At 61.6% G+C, this 18,904-nt stretch carries 19 protein-coding genes and 1 tRNA gene; 8 read left to right on the top strand and 12 right to left on the bottom strand.

What is annotated here, in order from left to right:
- Nucleotides 1–1,272 (top strand): site-specific integrase, encoded by a 1,272-nt coding sequence (locus JLDANKMP_RS21035; protein WP_212562031.1) that lies wholly within the window; start codon nucleotides 1–3, stop codon nucleotides 1,270–1,272.
- A 38-nt stretch (nucleotides 1,273–1,310) separates the two neighbouring features.
- Nucleotides 1,311–4,295 carry a Tn3 family transposase gene (locus JLDANKMP_RS21030; RefSeq protein ID WP_049445196.1) on the top strand — a complete coding sequence of 995 codons (2,985 nt, stop codon included), beginning with the start codon at nucleotides 1,311–1,313 and terminating at the stop codon, nucleotides 4,293–4,295.
- 344 nt (nucleotides 4,296–4,639) lie between these two features.
- Here the strand turns inward: JLDANKMP_RS21030 and JLDANKMP_RS21025 are convergent, their stop codons facing one another.
- The 8 genes from JLDANKMP_RS21025 to JLDANKMP_RS20990 form a co-directional block, all read right to left on the bottom strand.
- Nucleotides 4,640–5,860 (bottom strand): zonular occludens toxin domain-containing protein, encoded by a 1,221-nt coding sequence (locus tag JLDANKMP_RS21025; RefSeq protein WP_212562030.1) that lies wholly within the window; start codon nucleotides 5,858–5,860, stop codon nucleotides 4,640–4,642.
- Entirely contained in the window at nucleotides 5,857–6,141 is a 285-nt protein-coding gene (locus JLDANKMP_RS21020) for a DUF2523 domain-containing protein (protein WP_032966758.1), read from the bottom strand. The genes JLDANKMP_RS21025 and JLDANKMP_RS21020 overlap by 4 nt, the downstream gene beginning before the upstream one ends.
- Nucleotides 6,141–7,097, bottom strand: coding sequence for a virulence factor TspB C-terminal domain-related protein (locus JLDANKMP_RS21015; protein WP_212562029.1), 957 nt, complete (start codon nucleotides 7,095–7,097; stop codon nucleotides 6,141–6,143). The genes JLDANKMP_RS21020 and JLDANKMP_RS21015 overlap by 1 nt, the downstream gene beginning before the upstream one ends.
- Before the next feature lie 116 nt (nucleotides 7,098–7,213).
- Nucleotides 7,214–7,351 (bottom strand): major capsid protein, encoded by a 138-nt coding sequence (locus JLDANKMP_RS21010; RefSeq protein ID WP_005413437.1) that lies wholly within the window; start codon nucleotides 7,349–7,351, stop codon nucleotides 7,214–7,216.
- A 218-nt stretch (nucleotides 7,352–7,569) separates the two neighbouring features.
- The gene (locus JLDANKMP_RS21005; protein ID WP_005413368.1) at nucleotides 7,570–7,869 is read right to left on the bottom strand and encodes a hypothetical protein; all 300 of its coding nucleotides are present in this window, start codon (nucleotides 7,867–7,869) and stop codon (nucleotides 7,570–7,572) included.
- Between the two features lie 4 nt (nucleotides 7,870–7,873).
- Nucleotides 7,874–8,980 carry a replication initiation factor domain-containing protein gene (locus JLDANKMP_RS21000; protein WP_212562028.1) on the bottom strand — a complete coding sequence of 369 codons (1,107 nt, stop codon included), beginning with the start codon at nucleotides 8,978–8,980 and terminating at the stop codon, nucleotides 7,874–7,876.
- Nucleotides 8,970–9,146: a hypothetical protein gene (locus JLDANKMP_RS20995; RefSeq protein ID WP_212562027.1), complete on the bottom strand. Its 177-nt coding sequence runs from the start codon at nucleotides 9,144–9,146 to the stop codon at nucleotides 8,970–8,972. Before JLDANKMP_RS20995 ends, JLDANKMP_RS21000 begins: the two co-directional genes overlap by 11 nt.
- Nucleotides 9,143–9,370 carry a hypothetical protein gene (locus JLDANKMP_RS20990; RefSeq protein ID WP_212562026.1) on the bottom strand — a complete coding sequence of 76 codons (228 nt, stop codon included), beginning with the start codon at nucleotides 9,368–9,370 and terminating at the stop codon, nucleotides 9,143–9,145. Before JLDANKMP_RS20990 ends, JLDANKMP_RS20995 begins: the two co-directional genes overlap by 4 nt.
- A 41-nt stretch (nucleotides 9,371–9,411) precedes the next feature.
- Here JLDANKMP_RS20990 and JLDANKMP_RS20985 point away from each other — a divergent pair, with 41 nt between their 5' ends.
- Both JLDANKMP_RS20985 and JLDANKMP_RS20980 read left to right on the top strand, forming a co-directional pair.
- The gene (locus JLDANKMP_RS20985; RefSeq protein ID WP_146257206.1) at nucleotides 9,412–10,116 is read left to right on the top strand and encodes a hypothetical protein; all 705 of its coding nucleotides are present in this window, start codon (nucleotides 9,412–9,414) and stop codon (nucleotides 10,114–10,116) included.
- 114 nt (nucleotides 10,117–10,230) lie between these two features.
- On the top strand, nucleotides 10,231–10,686 hold the full coding sequence (locus JLDANKMP_RS20980) for a DUF3693 domain-containing protein (protein ID WP_212562025.1): 456 nt from the start codon (nucleotides 10,231–10,233) through the stop codon (nucleotides 10,684–10,686).
- Nucleotides 10,687–10,726: 40 nt separating this feature from the next.
- Here JLDANKMP_RS20980 and JLDANKMP_RS20975 read toward each other — a convergent pair whose 3' ends face one another.
- The 4 genes from JLDANKMP_RS20975 to JLDANKMP_RS20960 form a co-directional block, all read right to left on the bottom strand.
- Nucleotides 10,727–11,068, bottom strand: a complete 342-nt coding sequence (locus tag JLDANKMP_RS20975) for a hypothetical protein (RefSeq protein WP_212562024.1) — start codon at nucleotides 11,066–11,068, stop codon at nucleotides 10,727–10,729.
- Nucleotides 11,069–12,040: 972 nt separating this feature from the next.
- Nucleotides 12,041–12,187, bottom strand: a complete 147-nt coding sequence (locus JLDANKMP_RS20970; RefSeq protein ID WP_343237752.1) for a DNA-binding protein — start codon at nucleotides 12,185–12,187, stop codon at nucleotides 12,041–12,043.
- A 287-nt stretch (nucleotides 12,188–12,474) separates the two neighbouring features.
- Nucleotides 12,475–14,046, bottom strand: coding sequence for a pre-peptidase C-terminal domain-containing protein (locus JLDANKMP_RS20965; RefSeq protein ID WP_212562023.1), 1,572 nt, complete (start codon nucleotides 14,044–14,046; stop codon nucleotides 12,475–12,477).
- A gap of 82 nt (nucleotides 14,047–14,128) precedes the next feature.
- Entirely contained in the window at nucleotides 14,129–14,614 is a 486-nt protein-coding gene (locus tag JLDANKMP_RS20960) for a hypothetical protein (protein ID WP_212562022.1), read from the bottom strand.
- Nucleotides 14,615–14,942: 328 nt separating this feature from the next.
- On the opposite strand from JLDANKMP_RS20960, the gene JLDANKMP_RS20955 reads away from it, so the two are divergent.
- The 4 genes from JLDANKMP_RS20955 to JLDANKMP_RS20940 all read left to right on the top strand — a co-directional run bounded on the left by JLDANKMP_RS20955 (nucleotide 14,943) and on the right by JLDANKMP_RS20940 (nucleotide 18,557).
- Nucleotides 14,943–15,045 (top strand) — tRNA-Ile (locus tag JLDANKMP_RS20955).
- Between the two features lie 43 nt (nucleotides 15,046–15,088).
- Complete coding sequence (locus JLDANKMP_RS20950) at nucleotides 15,089–15,544, top strand: hypothetical protein (RefSeq protein WP_343237751.1); 456 nt, start codon at nucleotides 15,089–15,091, stop codon at nucleotides 15,542–15,544.
- 307 nt (nucleotides 15,545–15,851) lie between these two features.
- Entirely contained in the window at nucleotides 15,852–17,054 is a 1,203-nt protein-coding gene (locus JLDANKMP_RS20945) for an ISL3 family transposase (RefSeq protein ID WP_283246326.1), read from the top strand.
- Nucleotides 17,055–17,075: 21 nt separating this feature from the next.
- Nucleotides 17,076–18,557, top strand: a complete 1,482-nt coding sequence (locus JLDANKMP_RS20940; protein ID WP_212562019.1) for a bifunctional NUDIX hydrolase/phosphatase PAP2 family protein — start codon at nucleotides 17,076–17,078, stop codon at nucleotides 18,555–18,557.
- The last annotated feature ends 347 nt before the right edge of the window (nucleotides 18,558–18,904 follow it).

The raw sequence follows: 18,904 nt of genomic DNA, 5'->3' as shown, positions 1-18,904 counted from the left end.
TTGAGCAGCGTCGACCGCTACCGAGAAGCCGCCACCCGCGCCAACACACGGCGCAGCTATGAGTCGGCGGTTCGCCACTTCGAGGTGGAATGGGGTGGGCATCTGCCTGCCACCGCCGACAGCGTGGCCCAGTATTTGGCCGATTACGCCGAGCAGTTGGCGATCAATACGCTCAAGCAGCGCCTGGCGGCACTGGCGCAATGGCACGGCGAGCATGGCTTCGTCGATCCGACGCGATCGCCGCGCGTGCGCCAGGTGCTCAAGGGTATCCAGACGTTGCATCCGGCCGTTGAGAAGCGGGCCGAACCGCTGCAACTGACCCAGCTCGCGCAGGTCATGACCTGGCTGCACACGGCCGCGGCGACCGCGGAAGGTCGCGGTGACCGAGCGGCGCAGCTGCGGCATTTGCGGGATTGCGCGCTGATCTCGCTCGGATTCTGGCGTGGCTTTCGCGGCGACGAGCTGATCCATCTCCAGGTCGAGCACGTGCGCATCGTTCCCGGCCAAGGCATGACCTGCTTTTTGCCCCGCACCAAGAGCGATCGGCGCAACGAAGGGCGGATCTTCAAGGTCCCGGCGCTGTCGCGCTGCTGCCCGGTATCGGCGACGGCCGAGTGGATCGCCGTGGCCGGCCTGACCGAAGGGCCCCTGTTTCGGGCGATTGGTCGGTGGGCCCAAGTGTCCGAAGACGCTTTGCATGCGAACAGCCTCATCCCGCTGCTGCGTCGCGCCTTCGCCGCGGCCGGATTGTCGGCATCTGACGCCTACAGCGGACACTCGCTGCGGCGCGGCTTCGCGGCCTGGGCCGATGCGAATGGCTGGGATGTGAAGACGCTGATGGAGTATGTCGGCTGGAAAGACATCAAATCGGCGATGCGCTATCTCGATGGCGCCGATCCGTTCGCGCGCGATCGGATCGAAGCAGGCCTGGCCTTGCCGGCACCGGCACCACTCGCGTTGCCGGCGCCTGTGGCAGTCGAGCCGCCGACACTCTCCGTGGACCTGAGTCTCGTGCTCACCCCGTTTACGCCTCGCGGCCGCGGGCCCCACCGGGCACGGCGTTTGATCGAGGATATCTGCCTGGCGCCTTACGGCGCCCAGCGTTCCGACGCAGATGGCACCCGTTACCGGTTGACCGTGCCGACAGTCGAGCCAGACGTCTTGGATGAAGCGATGGCGACCTTGATCGACGACATGCATCGCATCGCCGACAACCATCGCTGTTTCCTGGAGGCCTCGTTGCGCGCTGGCGATGGGCGGCATTGGGACTAGGCACGCCACCTTCTTACGTTGAGGAGCCTTGTTGACGGATGACGACCCTGCACGAGACCGCGTATCCGCGCCTGAAACCGGACCCGACCCTCAAGGAACTGCAGGACATCTACACGCCGACCGAGGCCGAGTTGGCCTTTGTTGCGGCCACCGCAACGCGACCCACGGCCCAACTGGCGGTGCTGGTCCACCTGAAATTGTTCCAGCGCCTCGGCTACTTCACGCTTTTGGCCGATGTGCCCGAGCGCATCATCCAGCACATCGCGCAGACGGCCGGCGATCGTCGTTCGGTGCCGATCGAGCAATTGCACAGCTACGACAGCTCTGGCGCGAAGCGTGGCCATATCGCGAAGCTGCGCGACTACCTGCGGGTGCGCGTGCTCGATCCCGACGGCCGCACCTGGCTGGCGACGGTTGCGGAAACGGCGGCCGAGACCAAGCACATCATTCCCGACATCGTGAATGTCCTGCTAGAGGAACTGGTCCATCACCGTTACGAGTTGCCGGCGTTCAGCACCCTGGAACGTCTGGCGATCCAGGCCCGCGAGCGAGTACACGATCGCTACTTCGGCCGCATTGCCGATGCGCTGACGCCCGCGGTCCGCGCGCTCATCGATGACCTGCTGGTGTCGCCCGACGACGCCTTCAGCGGCTGGCAGGCACTCAAGCGCGAGCCCAAGCGCCCGACAAACAAGGAGGTCCGCTTCTACCTGCAGCACATCCGCCGGTTGCAACACCTGGCCGAACAGTTGCCTGCGATCGACGTGCCGGTCCCCAAGCTCAAGCAGTACCGGGCGATGGCGCGGGCTCTGGATGCCAGCGAACTGGCCGAACTCAAACCGACCAAGCGCTATGCGCTCGCGGCGATCTTCATTCGCGCTCAATACGCCAAGACCCTCGACGATGCGGCCGACGTCTTCATCCGGCTCATCCAGAAGCTGGAAAGCTCGGCGCAGCAACGGCTCGTGGCCTATCAACTGGAACACAGCAAGCGCGCCGATCTCCTGATCGGCCAGCTCAAGGTCATCCTCCAGGCCTATCAGGTCGAGGGAACCGACACGCAACGGGTCGATGCGATCGGCAACGCGCTCGTCACCGAGGTGCCGGTGCTGCTCGCCGAGTGCGAGGAGCACATGGCGTACGCCGGCAAGAATTACCTGCCGTTCCTGTTGCAGCCGTACGCCACGATGCGCCCGTTGCTGCTCAATTGCCTGGAGATCATGGGCCTGCGCTCAACTAGCCATGATGCCACGATGGAGCGCATGATCGCGGCGCTGCAGGCGCTGCGCGGTCAACGTCGTGAGCTGATCGAGGCCAGTGCCCTCGGTCTGGATCCGGAGGGCGATTTCACCTGGTTGTCGAGCGCCTGGCGCCGGCACGTGTTCGGCAAGTCCGCCACGCTGGCCGGGCGCGGCTGGCTGCATCGCAAATACTTCGAGCTGGCCGTGCTGGCGCAGATCAAGGACGAACTGAAATCCGGCGACCTGTATATCCCGCATGGCGAACGCTATGACGACTACCGCGAACAGTTGGTGGACGAAGCGACCTTCGCCCAGGAATTGGAGGCCTACGGCGAAGTCTCCGGGTTGCCGACCGACGCCGCGGTCTTCGTGCGCGGACTGCGGGTGGAACTCGCCGCCTTGGCCGATGCCGTCGACCAGCGCTTTCCGGAGAACGTCCATGCAGAACTGGTCGACGGTCGCCTGATCCTCAAGCGCCTGCAACGCACGGAAGTGTCCCGTGCCATCGTGTCCCTCGACGGGGTGATTACCGAGCGGTTGCCGCCGACCAGCATCGTCGATGTGCTGGTCGACGCCGCGCACTGGCTGCAACTGCATAAGCACTTCCGGCCGATCGCCGGTACCGACAGCCGCGTGGACGAGTTGCTGCGCCGCGTCGTCACGACGTTGTTCTGCTACGGCTGCAACCTCGGCCCGACCCAGACGGCACGCTCGGTGAAAGGCTTCAGCCGGCGACAGATCTCCTGGCTCAACCTGAAATACGTCACCGAGGAAACCCTCGACAAGGCCATCGTCGAGGTCATCAATACCTACAACAAGTTCGAGTTGCCCGGATACTGGGGCAGCGGCAAGAGCGCCTCCGCTGATGGTACGAAATGGAGCGTGTACGAGCAGAACCTGCTGTCCGAATACCACATCCGCTATGGCGGCTACGGCGGCATCGGCTACTACCACGTTTCGGACAAGTACATTGCGTTGTTCAGCCACTTCATTCCGTGCGGCGTGCATGAAGCGGTCTACATTCTCGACGGTCTGCTGGCCAATACCTCCGATATCCAGCCGGAGATCGTGCATGGCGACACGCAGGCCCAAAGCTATCCGGTATTCGGCTTGGCGCACCTGTTGGGCATTCAGCTTATGCCGCGCATCCGCGGCATCAAGGATCTGACGTTCTTCCGACCCGAGCCGGGTCGCTCTTACAAGAACATCCAGGCGTTATTCGGCGAGAGCATCGACTGGGTCCTGATCGAAACCCACCTGCACGACATGCTGCGCGTGACCGTCTCGATCAAGCTCGGCAAGATCACTGCCTCCACGATCCTGCGTCGGCTCGGCACCTATAGCCGCAAGAACAAGCTGTACTTCGCCTTCCGCGAACTCGGCAAAGCCATCCGCACCATGTTCCTGCTGCGCTACATCGATGATGTCGATGTACGCAAAACCATTCATGCCGCCACCAACAAGAGCGAGGAGTTCAACGGGTTCATCAAGTGGTCGTTCTTCGGCGGGGAAGGGATCATCGCCGAGAACATCCTGCACGAGCAGCGCAAGATCGTGAAATACAACCAGCTCGTGGCCAACATGATCATCCTGCACAACGTGGAGCGGATGACCCGAATCCTGGCCGAGCTGCGGGACGAGGGGATGGGTATAAGCGCCGAGGTGCTCGCCGGGCTGTCCCCGTACCGGACCAGTCACATCAATCGCTTTGGGGACTACACACTCGACTTGAGCCGGAAGATCGCGCCGCTCGATTATTCGAGCCGGATCCTGGCGAGCTAGGTCGGAAGTGGGGACCTGCCGGCTTATGATTTTGGCGACTCTTTTGAGGCTAATAGGCCACTTCGTGGCCTCAGCAACGCAGTAGGCTCAGAAGCAAAAGCACGGCAACATCAAGAGCTTAAAAGGCGAACGGCTGTTTTTTACATGAATCCCTGCCGACCCTCTCAATGGAATGTTCTTCCGTCGAATTGAGGGGGGCTGGGAGAACCTTCCGGGCTCTCGGTGTGGCGATATCCCGGAAAGTACTGTCCAGTGCTTTGCAGGAAAGCCGTACAGGCAAATGTCTGCTGATGGAGGCTGGGTTCTCTCGCCGCGAGATCGCTGCCCGTGACGCGTCACGATAATCAGAAGGTCGCCGGGTAAGGTGGCGTCTCCGGGAACGTCCCCATTGGGCGTTTCCCGACCTCAACCAGCGCATGTGGTGACGGCTCGGGTGTCCCGGATGGCGATGACTGAGCGATGCCGCGAGCTGGGTGATCCTGACTCGACTCCGATTCCTGGCGTGGTGCGCGATACGGGTTGTAGGCCGGGCCATCGCGTGCGATCGCCACGCATACCGGTAGCGGAATCTTTGCCTTGGTGCCCTGCTCTGTGACACACGTGCAGGTGGTGTCCTGCTCGGTGGTGCCGGAGGCCATGCAATATAGCTCAGGTTGCGATTGCACGGTGCGATCATCGAAGGCGGGGGCAGACCACGGCTGAAACTCCACACGTGGTTTGTGTTTTTGCACGTATTCTTCGCGGGTGAGGGGCCGTGCCGCCGGCATGCCCGCGCCCAAGGGCGCCAGGGCCCCTGCCGCCGGCAAAGCTTCGGCCCCCTGCTCTTCCTTCTTCGCAGCTTGTGCGTTGGAGGGTTTGATCAGGAACAGCCAACCCAACCACAAGATGCCTATCAAGGCGACCGCCACTGACAGGCCCTGCCAGACTCGCTTCGGCACCTTGAACTTGTGACTGGCCGTGTGCAGCGTTGCGCTGCGATACCTGTCATAGAGGTTCTTCGGGTAGACCCAGATTTCTTCCTCGGCCTTGTCGCGAATCCGTTCGTCGTAGGGATCAGCCTGCACGCGGGTCCACGTCAGAACACCAGCCCGCTGCATGCCAAACGCACGATTCATGTGGGTATGCGAGCCGATCAGACTGCGCACCTGGTGGTGGATCTTGCTGGGCCACTGGGTGACGAACACCAGATCGAAACCGCGATGCCGGTGCGTGGACATCGAGCGAATGCGTGGATCTTCCGATTCACCCGGCTTGCCGGTGGACGGGAATAGCCTGCCATAGCGCTCCAGCCCCTGAGTGTTGCCATCCGAATGCGCTTCGTCGTACAGCACGAAGGAGCCATCGGGAAGCTGGGTCCAGTCGTTGTGATCAGGCAGCTTCTCGAACCACGGGAAGGCGTCCGGATTCTCCTCAGTGGTTGCACCTGCGACGTTGGTGAAGAAGCGTCGCGGCTGCGCCTTGCCTTCTTTGACGGCCTGCTGGTTCTGCTCGTAGAACTCCTGCGCCATGCTCATGGCGCGCAGGGTCTTGCCGTTGCCGGGCTGGCCGGAAATGAGATACATCATTTGGATGCGGCCTTCTGAACTGCGACTTTGCCAGCGTCAATCACGACCTTGGTGACCATGGCAGAGCCAACGATGGTGATGGCCTCCCCTGCCCCTGCGAGCAGCAGCACATTGGCGAGGTCGCCGGAAATGCCGCCCCAGTAGGAGACGACAAGGTTCAATGCTGATTTGACCAGCGGAAGCAGCGCGGCGCCGGTCGCAAGCCCGAGGCCCGCGCCGGTCAAAACACGTGCGAGAGAGTTGCCCAGGAGCTGGACAAGGAAGGCGGCAAGCCAAGGCATTATCTTCTGAGCCCCAGAACGATGTAGGCAGCAACGATGGCCGCGAATGCGATCACCATGCCGCGGATGTACCGAGAGAAATCACACAGCGGCTTGAACTCGAAAACCATGGCGGCGCTGTAGCCGCCGAGCGATACATTGATGGTCCGAGGTGACGGGCAAGACCCACCCCCTAGACCGCTGGACCACTGCCCTTGGTAGCTGCCGGGAATGGGGGGATCCATATAGGGCATCGGCACATCGCCCGGATACTGCGGATCGCCCGGGAGGCTCGGATTCTCTCCGCCACCGCCATCACCATCGCCGTCCCCGTCGCCATCTCCATCCCCGCTACCACCGCCGTCGCCGCCGCCGTCACCACCCCCTGAGTCGCCGTCCCCTCCCCCATCGCCACCGCCGTCACTACCGCCACCGTCGCCATCACCTCCCCCTGTCTCCCCGCCAGTGCCGCCACCATCATCGCCACCGCCGTCGCCAGCGGGCTTAGGCTCAGGCGCGTCAGATTCTGTGCAGGTGCCCCCGGTGGGCGTGTAGCTGAAACCGGCCACGCCAGCCGGATCGAGTGCGCTGGAGTACATACAGCCCCTGTGGCAAGCATTGACCGACGCGGCAGTGCTACCACCCTCCCAGCCAAACTCTTCAGGACGTGCGCTGCACTTCGTCTTCCAGCCACGCTTGACGGATGCATATCGCCCGCTAGACGCATATGAAGGTCGGACAAAGCCGACATAGCCATTGCCCTCCTGCTCAACCATCGGGTTCCAAGTAAAGCCGCCAGCAGCGTTAGATCGACCAGCCTGCTCAGTAGCTGCAGCCCAGGCAGCTGCATAGGCTTCGCCCTCATCATCGCAATCCATATAGCCCACGTCCGCGCTGGGCGAACACACAGCAGCGTGCAGTGAAGGAGCGAAGAAGTAGAGCGCCGCAACCAGTGGCGCCAGCAGGACACGCGTCATCTAGTCACCGAACGCGATGTAGAGCGCGGCACTGCCGACGCAGAGAACGAATAGACCGAGCATCATCAATCCCCCATTGAAAGGGGCCGGATTGCCCGGCCCCGTTGCTACTGCGATCAGCCGAAGATCGCAGCCTTGAACCACTTGTAGCCAACCGCGATTGCGGCCGGTGCCAGCTTGGCGGTGCCGATGGCAGCGACACCCGCTGCCAAACCGGCCAGAACGGTGAGTGCAGCGCTGTAATCCAGATCCATGATGATCCCCTTGCGTAGTTGAGTTAGTTGCGAACGGACCTGCCTAACTGCTTGTATGCCCATGCCACGGCGAAGCACACCGCAACCATGGACAACAACCCCGACACCTCGGCAGTGGTAAGTGCGGGGATATCGGTGCGCGGCACGAATCCAGCCTGCTCACAGGTGCCAGTCTGTTCGTTGAATTGCAGGCACTCGTAGACGTACCGCGCCATGACTTAGGCCTGCGCTGCCGGGCGCGGTGCAGCCTTCTGCAGCGGGCGCAGCACGGTGAACTTGCTCAGGGTTGCAACGCCCTTATTGACCTGCAGCATGGCTGGAACATCCAGCTCGTATTCGCCCGCCTGATAGCCGGGCTGGCCCTTGTCCAGGCGCACATCGAACGGATAGGCGAAGCCATCGGCCTCCAGCTTGCCGCGCTGCTTGCGGGTGGTGAACTCAACGTTCTCGTTGCGGTCGTTGGTGAAGCTGCCGCCACGCTCGTTGATCTGCGAATCCAGTACGGTGACCTTGATCATTTCGTTACCCCTTGGAGGTTGGTTGTACGGCCGCGATTTCGGGCCAGTGCGCTGCTGTGTCACCTGTGACCCACTTCGGCAGCGATGGCGAAGTGCAGGATTCGATAACCGCCCGCAGTGACTGATCGTCCGGGCAGTTCTTGGAAATGAAGTTCAGTGCCGCGCCGTACTGGCGGCGGATGTGGCGACGAACGCTCTTCCACGTCGCTTCAACAGCGGCTTTCGTGATTTCGATGCGCGTGGCAACGCAGCGCAGAAAGGAAAGGACCGGATAGGCACCCAGCAGGTAGGACGCCGGATCACGCAGAATGTCGAGCGGCAGTTCCTTGCGGTTGGAGGCGCGGAACTGCGCCTCATAGCGCACCCACGGCGACGCCTTGTCGCCCTGCTCCCTACCCTTCTCGTAGACGCGCAGCTGCTTTTCCGACTTCTTGCCGCCCACGTAGAGGGTCTTGCCGTCACCGCTGTCGTAGTCGTCAACCAGCTGTGCCTTGGGGCGCTGACCACGGTTGTCGAACTCGCCCTGGGCGTACCACTTCTGTGCGAGGCGTAAGGGGTAGTTGCCGACAAGATCATCTGCGCACACGTCGACACGGGTGATTCTGCCGCCGCAGCTTTCGAGCTTCGCTCGAAGCTCCAGCCACCGCTGCGCATGGCCGCAGCGCGCTGCTGCTACTGCCCTACACCCATCGCCGGTCAACTCAATTCGGGCGGTATAGGTGCCATCAGCACGGCGGCAGTTCTCGCCGCCAAGCTCGATCATGCCGACGAACTTCTTTTCGGCGTTGAGGATCTTGATGCGCCACAGGTAGAAGCGCCCTCCCCCGGCTACTTCGTCCAGTTCCAGTCCCAGCCCTGCGAAGAACCAGCAGAAGATCTGCAGGGCGACAACGCGGGCATTGTCGGGGCTGAAGTCGACCCACTGCCGGATCTCTTCGTATGAGTCGCCCTCACGGAATGCCAGCTCGTTCAACACCGCGAGCATGTCTACAGAGGCGGAGAACCAGTCAATGCCGACCGTCAGGGTTCCCTCGGGGTTCCTGAATTCACTGACTCCCCTGTTAGACGAGGGGAGTCCCGACCCAGCCACCTCCGCGCGATCACCGGCCATTGGAGCGATCCTTGCCGAGCTTCCACAGGCGACGAAGCCCCAGCCATGCCTGCTCGATCACGATGGAGAGCAATGCCACTCCCAGCCAAACGGCGATGAGCGCGGCGCACCCCGCAAGACCCATATCGAACTCCACCAGTTCGGCGAATGAGGGAAACCTGCTCATGCGGCGCGCTCCTGCTCTTCGGCATAGCGAGCGGCGGCCAGAAGATCACCGCGCTTGGTGGCGGCAATCTCAGCCTTTGCGAGTGCGATGACCTGGGCTTCGCGTAGCTGCTGCGCGGCGGTGCAGTCACGCCTGTCGAGCAGCCACGAGACGATGCGAGCGCCGCCGATGGAAACGGTAGCGATGGCCCCTAATAGGGCAAGTGCGAACAGAGGCTCGGTCATGCCAGAATCCCCGGTTGAACAGGACCGCCACAGGGGGTGGTATGGACGCGAAGGATCAAGCTTCTATCAGTCGGTGGGATGCAGGAGTGGCCTGCGCAATCTCCCTTGGTCTGGGGGGCGTTTTGATGGCCGTGGTGCTGATAGGAAGCGATATTCCTCTCAAGTGCATTGAGGGCGGGAACGCCGCTGACTGGCTGGCTGCTGCCGGTGCATGGGTCATCGGTTTGGCGGCGGCGTACTACACGCGCCAATCCCATGTGCACAGGGTTGAGGAGGCTGAAAGAGAAGCTGAGCGGGTTAGACGGAAGTCCATTGCGCTTCTGACTGCGACGTTCGGTGCAACGATCAAGATCGTCGGACTTGATGGCATGGTCAGGCGCTTCAAGGAAACGATCGAGGGTGATCGACCCATGGCCTGGCAGTTCGAGAACTTGATGAACTTGATGGATCCGTCTATCGGAGACATCGTTCTTCCCGACGACACAATGGCTCTGCTTGACACGGAAGCAGTGACGAAGCTGGCGCTGATCAATGGAACGCTGGGGACTTTGCGTCAGTACATCTGGCGAGGCCGAAAGTTCTTCGATGGATACGCAGAGAGCATGCGTGGGCCTGTTGACGATCCCGACGCCGCTCTTGTCAACGAGATCTACAAGGGCGTTGAAGAGGTGATGGAGAATCGAACTGCGTTCGCTGAATTGGTGGTCAATGTGATTCAAAGCTTGCGCCAGCCTCCCATCAAGTAGTTCTGCTATGCCCTTCTGCGCGCCGAGCTGCGAAGCTCGGTGCAATTCAAGGCCCTTGGATCCCGGGTGTGATTCAATACCCTTGAATTCATAAAATCAAGGGCCTTGGATCAAATGGACGTCAATTCCCTGCTCGATCAGGCGAAAGAGGCGTGCGGCGTTAGCTACGACAAGGACTTAGCGCCCCGCCTCGGCGTGCGGCCGTCTGCGATCAGCAACTATCGAAAAGGCGTTTCGCATCCAGATGCCGTGGTTTGCGCAACCTTGGCCGGCCTCACGGGGGTGCCGCTTGCACGCGTGCTGGGTGTAATCGGCGAGGCGCGAGCCATCAGCCGGGAGGAAAAGGCGGTCTGGCGGAAACTGGCGGCTACTGCGGTGGCCGTGTGCCTGGCTGTTGGATTCGCCCTGCCCCACAAGGCTCATGCCGCCGTTACCGGCATTGATAGGGTCACCGTCTATACATTATGCGAAATTGTATCAGGCGCTTCGGTCGGTACTGGTCCTCCTTCGCCGGTTCCGCTTGGCAATGGCTGGGCCTCTGGTGACGAAACAAGTAAATCTGTTACCTAGCGCCAAGTAAAAGTGTTATCTGTTCGGCCGCGACGCGCCTTCATGGCCGCGGCATCGACTTCTTGGGCGATCGAGGACCCGTCAGCGCGACTTTGCTGGTGCTTTGTAGGCGATGTATCTCAGTCAGTCTTGCTCTCAGCGAAGTCAACTCAGCCGCTTCTCGGCCCAGCTCGCGCTCCCAGGCGAGCATCTCGTCTAGGAGACTTCCAATTTTGCCAAAGACATCTACAAAGATTTCCCCTGCGCCGCGGTTAGGGTCAGCCTTGAGTTCAGCAGTCCACGTCTTTAAAGCAAAGACGATCTCGTCCGCAGTATCTGCAACCAAGCCGGGAGGAGATTCTTGAGCAACCTCAGCACGCTCAGCGGCAAGTCGATGAATCATGGTAGGTCCGAACTCCCGGTACCAAGTGCTGATTCTCCTGGATAGGTCGGGTCCGGATCCACGCCCGCCGAGTGCCTCGCGAACGTTGATGTGATGTGAGGCACGCCATCCTCCACAAGCGACGCGATTGCCAACCCTCACGCCTTAGCTCCGAGTTTCTGATTCTCCCCTTTTGCTTCGCAACCGCAAGTGCGTACGAGCATTCATTTCCGTGACGGGTGCGTACTGAAGGCGCCCCCCTCCATCTGACGACCCTGCTGCGGCCTTAATGGAGCCATCGTGCCCGCACTTTGCAGCTATGGCGCCCGCATTTTGCAGCCGTGGCGCCCGCATGACTGATAGGCCAATGAGGGGCGCGCAAATAGCGCGTGCCGATGACTTGCTGACCGGTGGCCATCGTCAAAGACCCAGCGGATGCAGCCATGCTGTCCGCACTTTGGGGATCAAGCCGAAGTTTTTTTCGAAAGATTTTTGAATGCAGCCATCGCGCCCGCACTTGGGCTCACTGGCGTCGGATAGCATAGCGTAGGCACCAAGACTCAATTTCGGAGGATTCCTCAATGAACGACACTGATCGGGAGATCATGTTGGTTGCCATGGTGATCGCCGGATTTGCGGTCTCATTCACCTGTTGGGCTGCTTGGCTAGCTTGTAGAGCGCGTCTTGCGCGGAACCAACGGATACGCCTCAGACGCAGATGACGTCATTCACTTCCTTTGTGTGAAAGTCTTCGGAGTTGGCACCTCTGAGAGCACCCAGGGGGCAGTACATTGAGTTCTGAGTTCTGTAGATGGATCTGGTCAACCAAGTACTGTAGCTCTGCCGCTTGATCAGCGGGTGCAAGCTGTCGAAGGGCCGCCTCGCTGGCGTGCGTCAATGCTAGCTCCGATCACTGTCCCGCCAGCTCGGCCAACACAGCTGGTGCATCTTCAAAGTCCGGGCGCTGTGGCTGCAGGCGCGTGCCGAGTCGTTTCACCACGTTTCCAGCCAGCGAGTCACGGTGTTCGGCGAGCCGGTCCGAAGGTGAGCCCGGATCCGGTCGACGGTTGGGCGCTCGCCCTTGGCCACCAGCTCGTCGGCGGCGGTGTGTACGTCGGATTCTGTGATGCCGCGGGCCATGCGAAGCCTCCTGTACTGGCGCCCTACTCTGCTGGTAACGCATGTCTGACGACAAAGAAGTGCCCTCTCTCAAGCCAGGAGACGCCCTTCAACTGGATGCTCAGGCCAAACACACTGGACAGTGACGCCAAATGAATTAGACACCTCCGCCAGGCTGGACAGACACACCCCATAGTGGCGGATCGCCGTCCGCAACTACATCTCACAAGAAGAACGGCATCGACAATCCGCGTGGATTCTCAACAGGCGACCGAGTCCTTCGACTCGGCCGCCTCCTGCACTAATGACTATTGCCCCAGATGCAGACTGATCGTCGCGTTCGCAAACGCCCCCGTGCCGACCACCGTCACGTAGTAGGTGTCTGCAGGCGGTGCGGGAATCTGGACCGCCTCGCTATTCCCTGGTCGAGTAGAGAACGCGTCATGGAGCGATTCGGTCGCGACGGCTCCCTTGCGCAAATAGAGCGAGAGATTGCCCGTGCCGCCATAGGCGATCACACGCAACAGAGGCGTCCCCGCCGGCACTTCGATGCGGAATGTCTTCTTGGACCCGGCGTCCCCGCTGAGCCCCGACACCGGCTCGCCTGGCTTGAGTTCGTCCACCGGGTTTTCCGACTCCACAAGGATCTTCTCGAACTGCTCGGCGTACTCTTGGGCAGTGGCGTTCGGGCTGTAGAAATAGATCCCTCCAGTCTCCTCCGCCAAGCGCTTCAGTTCCACGCGCGAAGAAATCTGCGAAGGCGTTCCTGCGGCGCCGGAATTGCTGCTGGCCGCGGCACCCGCCGTCGTCGCGCAATCGCCCGAAAGCATTACGTTGACCCTGACACCGTTCTGGGTAGCCCTGGCAATCACGCCGTTGATGTCGGACCCATCGTGCGGCGAGGCGTCGGTTGCCAGGATGATCGTACGCATTGAGCTTTCGTCCGACTCGATGCCGTCTAAGGCCAAGTTGACCGCTCCGATCGAGTTCTCGGGACATGCCCCGCCACCGATTGGTGTTAGCGCCTGCACGGCCGCCAGCGCCTGCGCCGCATCACTGGTCGGCGGAAGAACCTGCTGGAAATCGTCCTTGAAAGTGATCAACTGATAGGCTTTAGCACGCCCTTCGTCGCCCTGTTGTTCCTGCGTGGCAATGAAGGACTGCAGCCCGCCCTTCACACCCGCAAGTTGGGCCTCCATCGAGCCGGTGTCGTCAATGACCATCGAATACCGGATCGGCGGCCAGTTCCGGAATTTGTTAACCGTTTGAACCTCACCACCACACTCCGCGATATGGGTCGTTTCCATCACGGTGCGGTTGCTGAGGTTCTTGGCGCCCCCAGCCGCCATCAACACCGCGAAGTTGACCGTCGTCGAACCTCCCGCGTCCTGTGCCCCCCATTTCAGGACACTGGGATTGGAGGGGTCGCGCGAATGGCTGTTGGCCATATAGCCGCCCACGTTGGTTGCCGCCCCGCCGAGGATGCAATACACCGAGGTCCGCGCGTACCCGACGATGTCCGTTCCGTTGTCGGTGATACCGCCGGTGTTGTTGGCGATGCCAAGGAAGGCTTGCGGCGAGGCCTCGTGGGTTGCCGCCGAGGATTTCGGAATCGGCCTAACTGATACTTTGCCCGTGTCGATGTTGTAGCTGTAGACGAAACGCGAATCCAGCTCGCTCAGCGACCGGTAACCAAAGTGCTGAAGGATGACGCCCAGCTCCGGCCTTTCCGCCACCATCTTCTGTGAGTAGGCGTACGAGGCATCCGCCTGGGCGGCCTCGGTAATCGCCGTTGCCGCGCTACGCGGTCGTGCGGCCTCCGCGTCAGACCACCACGCCATCAATGCAACGCTGAGCAGGGCATACGGATAGTGATTCATCGTTCTTCCTCCTTGAACTTCCGTTAAGCAGTCGTCCCCTCACAACTGCGGTCTGCCATGATTGGCAAGACACCGTGGCGGCTCACGGCCGCGAGGAATCCTTTTCCTGTGGACCCCCAAAGAGCTGCACACTGACGTAGCCCGTCGAGTGCTGGATTTCGAATCCGCCGTCCGGGTCGATCGGCCAATGCGGCTGCTCGTCGTAGGTCAGCAACGACACCAGCTCGCTGAACGCGCGGCGCAGGTTGGCCATCCGAGCCCAATAGATCGAACCTGCCTCAGCCTCCTCGTTGCGCCGCGTTTGCACCGTCTCGAACTGTGCGGCATCGCACGGCAACGCCGCGAACCGGGCAAGCTCCAATTGGCAAGACAGCAATTCGCCCAACACACGTCGACGCAGCGCCTCCATCGGAACGAGCGGGCTCTCCTGCGCAGGAGCCGCCGTCCCGGCAAGGAGGCTTCCCACGACGGCGAACACCGTCTCCAAGGGAATGCTCTCACCTCCCCGAATGGTATCGGCCATCGCGTGCAGCGCATCCGCCAGTGCCAGATCATGCGGTGTGTTCATGGCGGCTTCCCCTTGAGTCGGCGATCACCCTAGGCTTCCCCTCTGGGAATAGGAGCGTTCTAGCACGGCTTAACTATTGACGCCCATTCAGGATTCCAGATTCCTGATGAAGATCTTGAATTTGTGGACTCCGACCCAAAAAGAACTAGTGCTCCAACTGCGTGATTGGCAGGACACCTTACCGGTGCCAGGCTGCGCGATCAGTGGAGCACTATCGCGGCCAACAACCATTGATAGCAGCCTGGTATCGATCCCGGTATGCTTGCCTTATGAACTGCCTAGCCTCGCTCGACCCTCGAATACCGGCGTGATCGCTTAGATCGATCACGCCCCTGTTGCTCATGTTGGTCAGAGCGCCGGCCTTATACCCCGGTGAGAGCACGCGCCAGATAAGCGCGTACACGTCGGTTCGATTCCGACCAGGGGCACCACCACCAAGCAGGACTTCTTGTCCTAGAGCGCAGGTGCGAGATGGTGAGTTCCCGTTCCGAAAGCCTCCACCCAATCTTCGTCGCCGCTGCCCAAAAGCGCGCGAGGTTGGCGGAGCAGTGGTTGACGGCCGCGGAAGTATCTAGGATCGTCGATCCTGCACATAGGAACTCGCTGCCGACAGTGGCAACGAAGCTCCGCCGCCAGTGGCGGCTTCTCGCAGCGTACATGGATCCGCCTTCGCCCCATTACCGCTACCCCGCATGGCAGCTTGGCGAAGATGGCCAGCCCGTCAGTCAGTTGCACGACATCCTGACGGTCTTGCGAGAAAAAGGGCCGTTTACGCCGGACGATCAGGGGCGCACGACCGGCTGGGGTGAGGTGGAGTGGTTTATGAGTTGCAACGCTTTACTGGACGGCGCGACCCCTGAGGAGGTTCTCAGGACCGATCCTGCCGCAGTCTTGCGTGCGGCGCTCATCGAATTCAATGAGGAAGAATAGCCGCTATCTATTCGTTGCTTGAGCGTGAGTGACTCCTGATTACCATGGACAAGTCACCCCAGTAGCCGAAGAGACTTGCCCGCTTTGCCGGGGAAACCCGCCCATAGGTCTGAGAACCCACGGACAAGATGCCCTGGATTCGCTCGAGCTACTGAAAAGACGCCCTGCATTGACGTGAATGCCTTAGAGCTGGTATCTCCCAGTATTTGGTTCTTCTCCCATCTGAGGGGAGAGGCTCACGGCCGACCCGCTAGATTGTGGTTGTCGAGACTACAAACTGGGGCCGGCCGTGGCCAAGCTGGATTGTATGCCGTGGCTGGGATGCTGGGCGGGATATCGCCTGGATGGATGGCGCCGGGAGGCGCGTGGCGGAGCCACTTGGCTGGTGCTTTCGCTGCTGCCTGATTCACGCCGCCGCCGACGCTGTAGCGGATGTGGCAAGTGGGTGGTGGCCATCCATGACCAGACGCTCCGGCGGGTCCGTGATCTACCCGTGTTCGATGAGCCGGTCGAGCTGGAAGTCCAGCGCCAGCGGCTGGCCTGTCCTCGCTGCGGGCCAAAACTTGAGCATCTGGATTGGCTGGAGCGACATGCCCGGGTAACACAACGGCTGTCGCAGAGCGTGGCACGCATGTGTGCCACGGCCTCCATCCATGCCACCGCAAAGTGGCATGGCCTGGACTGGAAGACGGTCAAGGCGCTTGATTTCAGGCATCTGGTGCGGACGCTGGGTCCGGTGGACCTATCGAACGTCCGGGTGATCGCGATGGATGAGTTTGCGATCCAAAAGGGGCATCGCTACGCCACGGTGGTGGTCGAACCATCACGCAAGCGCGTGCTTTGGGTCGGTCGAGGACGCAGCCGCGCAGACGTACGTCCCTTCTTTGAGCTACTCGGAAAGGACGGCTGCGAACGCATCCAGGCGGTTGCTATGGACATGAATTCGGCATTCGACCTGGAAGTGAAAGCCCAATGCCCAAACGCCGAAGTGGTCTACGACCTGTTCCATTTGGTGGCCAAATACGGTCGGGAGGTCATCGACCGGGTCCGCGTGGATGAAGCCAACAGGCTGCGTCAGGACAAACCTGCCCGGCGTGTGGTGAAGACCTCTCGCTGGCTCTTGCTGCGCAACCGGCAGAACGTCCCGGCCGATCAACGAGTGAAGCTCAAGGAGCTGCTGGCTGCCAACAAGGCCCTATTGACGAGCTATGTGCTGAAAGACGACTTGAAGCAGCTCTGGCGCTACCGTAGCCAGGCCTGGGCAGCAAAAGCGTGGAAGAGCTGGCGACAGCGCGCATTGCGTAGCCGCCTGGAGCCCCTGCGAACGTTTGTCCGTCGCCTACAGCCCTATCTGCCAGGCATCCTGGCTCATTGCCGATGGCCCCTTGGAACGAATCTGGTCGAGGGAATCAACAACAAGATCAAGGTCATCAAGCGCGTCGCCTACGGATACCGAGACGACGCCTATTTCTTCCTCAAAATCCGTGCAGCCTTCCCCGGAGTTGGGTGAAGAACCTTAAAATTAGCAAGTTTGGCCGTATCGTCGCGTACAGTCTTTGCGGTATCGCTCCTGCTCATGCCTCAACTAGCAACTGCTGCATCGGTCTGTGTCCTCCGCTCCGGTGATCGTTTGCTACTGGTGCAGGATATGGCTGCGCGCTGGCAGTTTCCGGGCGGCCACGCCGAGGCCGGCGAAACGCGAGCACAGACCGCGCATCGGGAAACACTGGAAGAGACCGGTGCCGATGTCACCTCTTCCACTGCGCTGCCGATCGAAGGCAAGGTGCATGTCTTCGCCTGCCAAGCCCGCACGCCGCTGCAGGTTCAAGGCCGCGCCGTGAACATCCTGGCTGCCCCGCACGTGGGGCGTGAGGTGATCCAGGCCCGACTGGTCACCCGGGCAGAAGCACGCCAGCTGCGCACCCGCTTTCCGGACCAACTGGAGCGCACCTTCGCCCGCATGGCCGATGTGCCAGAGAGCGCATTGCAGCCCGTTGAACACTTTGGCCCGGCAACGCCCTTCCGGCATGCCGAAGTCGAGCGCGTGAAACATACCCAGCAATGGTCATTGGGCCCCGTCGCGAAGCTGGGCAATGTGCTGGGGGAATTCTGGTTCTATCTGCTGGCCATGCCGGTGCTGTGGCTCGCCTTTGGCGCGCGCGCAACGCGCCTGATGCTGATGGCCTTGATGCTGGTGACGGTGGTCGTGCAGGGGCTGAAGGCGTGGATTGCGGTGCCGCGACCTTTCAGCTTCGACCCTGCCCTCAGCCTGGTCGGCGCCGGCGGCCCCGCCATGCCCAGCGGGCACACCGCCAGCGCGACCGCCTTCTTCCTTCTGGTGGCGCTATGGCTGGCAGGAAAGTACGCCGCAGGCATGCGCCACCGCCAGCTGGGCCTGATAGCAATGGCGCTGCTGGCTGGTGGGCTGGCCGGGTTGTCCCGGGTCTGGCTGGGCGTCCATTACTGGTCGGATGTGGGCGTCGGCCTGGTGCTGGGCGTAGCGGTTGCCTTGGCCATCTATGCACTGGGGTGCAGGTTGTCCAGCACTCATTCCCACGACCTTGATGAACGCGCCTGCTGGGCAGCGCTGGCGGTTGTCAGCCTGATTGCCGGCCTGTGCTGGTGGACCACGGCCCTGTTGCTACCGCTCAGTGTGGCGATTGCCTGCGTGCTTGCGCCGCGTCGCGGGCCGGAGGACGTCTCCCTGCGTTCGGCGGCCGTACTGTTGGCCGGCCTCTTGCTGTTTGCAGGGTTCTGTCTGCCGATTGCGCAGCGCGCCGAACCGTTCGTGCTGGAGGCCGGCCTGCAGGCGATGGTGTACGCCGCGATGGGCGTGTGGATTGCGTGGGGTGCTGGGGCGTTGGCAGCAGCATGGACGCGGCGCAGGATGTCGGGCCAGGCCGTGCCTGGCTGGCGGTATGGTGAACCGCCAAGAGCATCCACGCATGGCGTGGATCTACTGGAGTGCGGCCGGAAGCGTCCACGCAATTGGCATGCGCCACCCGCCCAGTAGAGTAGAGCCAGGCCATGCCTGGCTGGCGCCAGGGTGAACCGACACAAGCATCCACGCATGGCGTGGATCTTATCTCTTGCCAATCTGGCACCTTGGGTGCCGAGAGCCCGGCGTGGGCGACCGTGTGGATCCAGGTCTTGCGACCGAGAAGTAGCTTGGGTCCCCACGCCGGATTCTCCCTGAACCGCCCGAACAGTTGGTTGAGTTGGCGCTCGAACTGATAAGACTGGGCAAGCGGGGAGAGCTCTCGACCCTGTCAGCCTAGCGGAGTTCTGCCATGTTTGGGATCGGGATCGATGTGAGCAAAGCCACGCTGGATGTGGCCGTCCATGGAGAGCAGTTTCGCC

Source organism: Stenotrophomonas sp. PE591, from assembly GCF_018320795.1.
GTDB classification, from domain to species: Bacteria; Pseudomonadota; Gammaproteobacteria; order Xanthomonadales; family Xanthomonadaceae; genus Stenotrophomonas; species Stenotrophomonas maltophilia.
This window is presented reverse-complemented; position numbering and strand designations above follow the sequence as displayed.

Excerpts from the sequence above, each read along its gene's own strand:
- JLDANKMP_RS21030 (WP_049445196.1), top strand. The coding sequence starts at position 1,311 with ATGACGACCCTGCACGAGACCGCGTATCCGCGCCTGAAACCGGACCCG.
- JLDANKMP_RS21025 (WP_212562030.1), bottom strand. The coding sequence starts at position 5,860 with ATGATGTATCTCATTTCCGGCCAGCCCGGCAACGGCAAGACCCTGCGC.
- JLDANKMP_RS21020 (WP_032966758.1), bottom strand. The coding sequence starts at position 6,141 with ATGCCTTGGCTTGCCGCCTTCCTTGTCCAGCTCCTGGGCAACTCTCTC.
- JLDANKMP_RS21015 (WP_212562029.1), bottom strand. The coding sequence starts at position 7,097 with ATGACGCGTGTCCTGCTGGCGCCACTGGTTGCGGCGCTCTACTTCTTC.
- JLDANKMP_RS21010 (WP_005413437.1), bottom strand. The coding sequence starts at position 7,351 with ATGGATCTGGATTACAGCGCTGCACTCACCGTTCTGGCCGGTTTGGCA.
- JLDANKMP_RS21005 (WP_005413368.1), bottom strand. The coding sequence starts at position 7,869 with ATGATCAAGGTCACCGTACTGGATTCGCAGATCAACGAGCGTGGCGGC.
- JLDANKMP_RS21000 (WP_212562028.1), bottom strand. The coding sequence starts at position 8,980 with ATGGCCGGTGATCGCGCGGAGGTGGCTGGGTCGGGACTCCCCTCGTCT.
- JLDANKMP_RS20995 (WP_212562027.1), bottom strand. The coding sequence starts at position 9,146 with ATGAGCAGGTTTCCCTCATTCGCCGAACTGGTGGAGTTCGATATGGGT.
- JLDANKMP_RS20990 (WP_212562026.1), bottom strand. The coding sequence starts at position 9,370 with ATGACCGAGCCTCTGTTCGCACTTGCCCTATTAGGGGCCATCGCTACC.
- JLDANKMP_RS20985 (WP_146257206.1), top strand. The coding sequence starts at position 9,412 with ATGGACGCGAAGGATCAAGCTTCTATCAGTCGGTGGGATGCAGGAGTG.
- JLDANKMP_RS20980 (WP_212562025.1), top strand. The coding sequence starts at position 10,231 with ATGGACGTCAATTCCCTGCTCGATCAGGCGAAAGAGGCGTGCGGCGTT.
- JLDANKMP_RS20975 (WP_212562024.1), bottom strand. The coding sequence starts at position 11,068 with ATGATTCATCGACTTGCCGCTGAGCGTGCTGAGGTTGCTCAAGAATCT.
- JLDANKMP_RS20970 (WP_343237752.1), bottom strand. The coding sequence starts at position 12,187 with ATGGCCCGCGGCATCACAGAATCCGACGTACACACCGCCGCCGACGAG.
- JLDANKMP_RS20965 (WP_212562023.1), bottom strand. The coding sequence starts at position 14,046 with ATGAATCACTATCCGTATGCCCTGCTCAGCGTTGCATTGATGGCGTGG.
- JLDANKMP_RS20960 (WP_212562022.1), bottom strand. The coding sequence starts at position 14,614 with ATGAACACACCGCATGATCTGGCACTGGCGGATGCGCTGCACGCGATG.
- JLDANKMP_RS20945 (WP_283246326.1), top strand. The coding sequence starts at position 15,852 with ATGCCGTGGCTGGGATGCTGGGCGGGATATCGCCTGGATGGATGGCGC.